The sequence below is a fragment of the Rhizobium sp. P1_E1 genome, from assembly GCF_056406015.1.
This window is the reverse complement of record NZ_JBFUAY010000404.1, coordinates 1-2,425: the sequence shown is the minus strand read 5'-3', so window position 1 is coordinate 2,425 and position 2,425 is coordinate 1. Positions and strand designations below refer to the sequence as shown.

Below are 2,425 nucleotides of genomic sequence, written 5' to 3'. Positions count from 1 at the left end.
CATTTTATGAATTGTCTATCGCAATCCAAGGCCAAGGCGACCAACGCCGGAGGGCAGCTCGGCGTTCGGATGTTCTTTGTTGGGGACAGGAAGCCGTCTCCAAAATGATCGGCAGACAATGTTGATCGCGCGTCGATGGAGGTTGCACGCAAACCAGTCGTCCAGGCGCTTTCAACAAGTAGCTCTGCCCCGCGACCTGAAGATCGGAGGCCGTCGTTTCTAAAGCAGTGAAATATTGCCTTGGCGGCGAGACCGCGAGGCGTTCTGAAGCGTACTCATTGACGACGGCGAAAACCGCCTACTATCTTCTAAGCGCTGCAAGGCATAATCCGCAAAGCACCTGACCACCGGGTGCTTTGCAGATCGGAAACCTCAGCTCCAGGCATGGAGAGGTGGCTTCTCGCCATTCAGGAAATACTTGCCCAATATAGCATACTTCCAGCGGACTGGGTCGTGGAGGGTATGGGTGCGGGCGTTGCGCCAATGGCGATCAAGCCCGTGCTCGGCAAGGGTTGAGCGCGTTCCCGCCAGCTCGAACAACTTGTTGGTGGCCGCAATCGCAATTTCAGTGGAGAGGATCTTCGCTTCGGCAGTAACAATCTGGGCTTCCGCAACGGTTTCCGCGTTAGGATCGAGGATCGCCCGATCAATGGCATAACCTGCCTTTTCAAGCAGCRCCTGCGCCGCATGCAGTCGTAGCGTCAAGTCTCCGATCGCCTGGATCGTGTAGGGATCATCCCAGGCGTTGTCGACGCCGGAATCCACCCAGGCGCGGCTCTTGGTGCGCACAAAGCTAACGGTCTCGTCTATCGCGGCCTGCGCGATACCGGTATCGACCGCCACTTGGATAATCTGGAAGATCGCTCCGTCCGCAGTTGGCACCTCATACCCCTTGTAGCCGGGCACCACGTGCGTCTTCGGCACTCTGACATTGTCAAGCAGGACCGTCCCCGACAGCGTGGTACGCTGGCCGAAGGAGGACCAGTCGTCGATGACAGTCAAACCTGGCGCGTCGCGCTCGGCAATCGCATACCAGGCTCTGCCCTCGCTATCGAGTGCAACGATCGGCACCAGATGCGCGAGCAACGCCCCCGATGAGTAGAATTTCTGGCCGTTGACAACGACATGATCGCCGGCATCGATGAACTTGGTTTCGAAATCCACTGCGCGCTTGGATCCGAATTCGGAGAAGGCATTGCCGAAGCGCGTGCCCCTCAGCACTTCCGCGAACAACAGCTTTTGCTGGGCTGGGTCCGAAACCGTCCGAATCGCGGCCACGACGCCCAGGTGGTTTTGCGCTATTTGGCCGATGGATGAATCGGCCGCCGAGATAATCTCGATGACCTTCGCAAGCGTTGCATAAGAGACTTCGGGACCGCCGAAGGCCTTGGGCACGTTGATAGACCAAAGCCCGCTCTGTGAAAACGCGTCCAGTTCCTTCACCGGCCAGATGCGGTCGCGGTCGCGCACGGCCGAATTCTTGATGAACTCTGCCGCAAGTGTCTTCGCGATGGCAATCGCTTCGGCATCAGTCTTGACGATGTGGGCTGGTTCCGACGGGCGCGGAACAGGGGGCACAGCTTTTGCGGCATACTCGGTATTAATAGTGGAAAGGGTCATGGTGGTGTCTCCTCTTGAATTGTGGTTAGCCGACAACGGCCGGGATGGAGGGAGCCACGGCTCTCTTGCCGAGGTAGAAAGACTTGATATCATCGCGCCCGCGCAGATCCTGTGCGTCACCGGTCAGCACCGTGGCGCCGTTTTCGAGAATGATGGCGCGATCGGCATATTTCAGTGCGATTGCGGAGTTCTGCTCCGCGAAAAGGATGGAAAGACCCTCTTCGCGATTGAGGTGGCGCAGCGTCCGGAAAATGTCCTGGACGACGAGCGGCGCCAATCCCATGGATGGCTCGTCGAGAACTAGAAGGCGCGGCCGCGACATCAGCRCCCGGCCGATCGCCGTCATCTGCTGCTCGCCGCCAGAGGTCAGGCCGGAAAGTGCACGACGCTTTTCCTTCAACCTGGGAAAACGTGTGTAGACCTTCTCGATATCTTCGGCGATCTCAGCGCGCGTGCTGCCGCGGCCAAGCCCACCGGAGACAAGGTTTTCCTCGACTGTCAGGCTGCGAAAGCAATGGCGACCTTCAAGCACCTGCACGAGACCGGCACGCACCAGTGCAGCAGGGCTTGTGCGCAGGACATCGAGCCCGTCGAAGCAGATGCTGCCGGAAACGACCTGACCACGTTCGGCTGGAAGCAGATTGGACAACGCCTTGAGTGTCGTCGTCTTCCCCGCACCGTTAGCGCCAAGGAGCGCCAGGATTTCACCGCGCGCCAGGTGGAAACCGACGCCGTCGAGCGCGGTGATGGCGTTATTGTACGTCGCCTTCAGACCATCGACCGCAAGCAGGGTGGTTTCCAGAGG

2 protein-coding genes are annotated in these 2,425 nt (G+C 59.1%); both read right to left on the bottom strand.

Translation table 11 applies throughout. The annotated features are described in order from the left end of the window. Positions 1-372: 372 nt before the first annotated feature. Positions 373-1,620 (bottom strand): SfnB family sulfur acquisition oxidoreductase, encoded by a 1,248-nt coding sequence (locus tag AC1D1Z_RS36345; protein WP_477853652.1) that lies wholly within the window; start codon positions 1,618-1,620, stop codon positions 373-375. 25 nt (positions 1,621-1,645) lie between these two features. Next, a complete protein-coding gene (locus AC1D1Z_RS36340) occupies positions 1,646-2,422 on the bottom strand; it encodes an ABC transporter ATP-binding protein (protein WP_477853654.1) in 777 nt (258 codons plus the stop codon). Positions 2,423-2,425 lie beyond the last annotated feature (3 nt).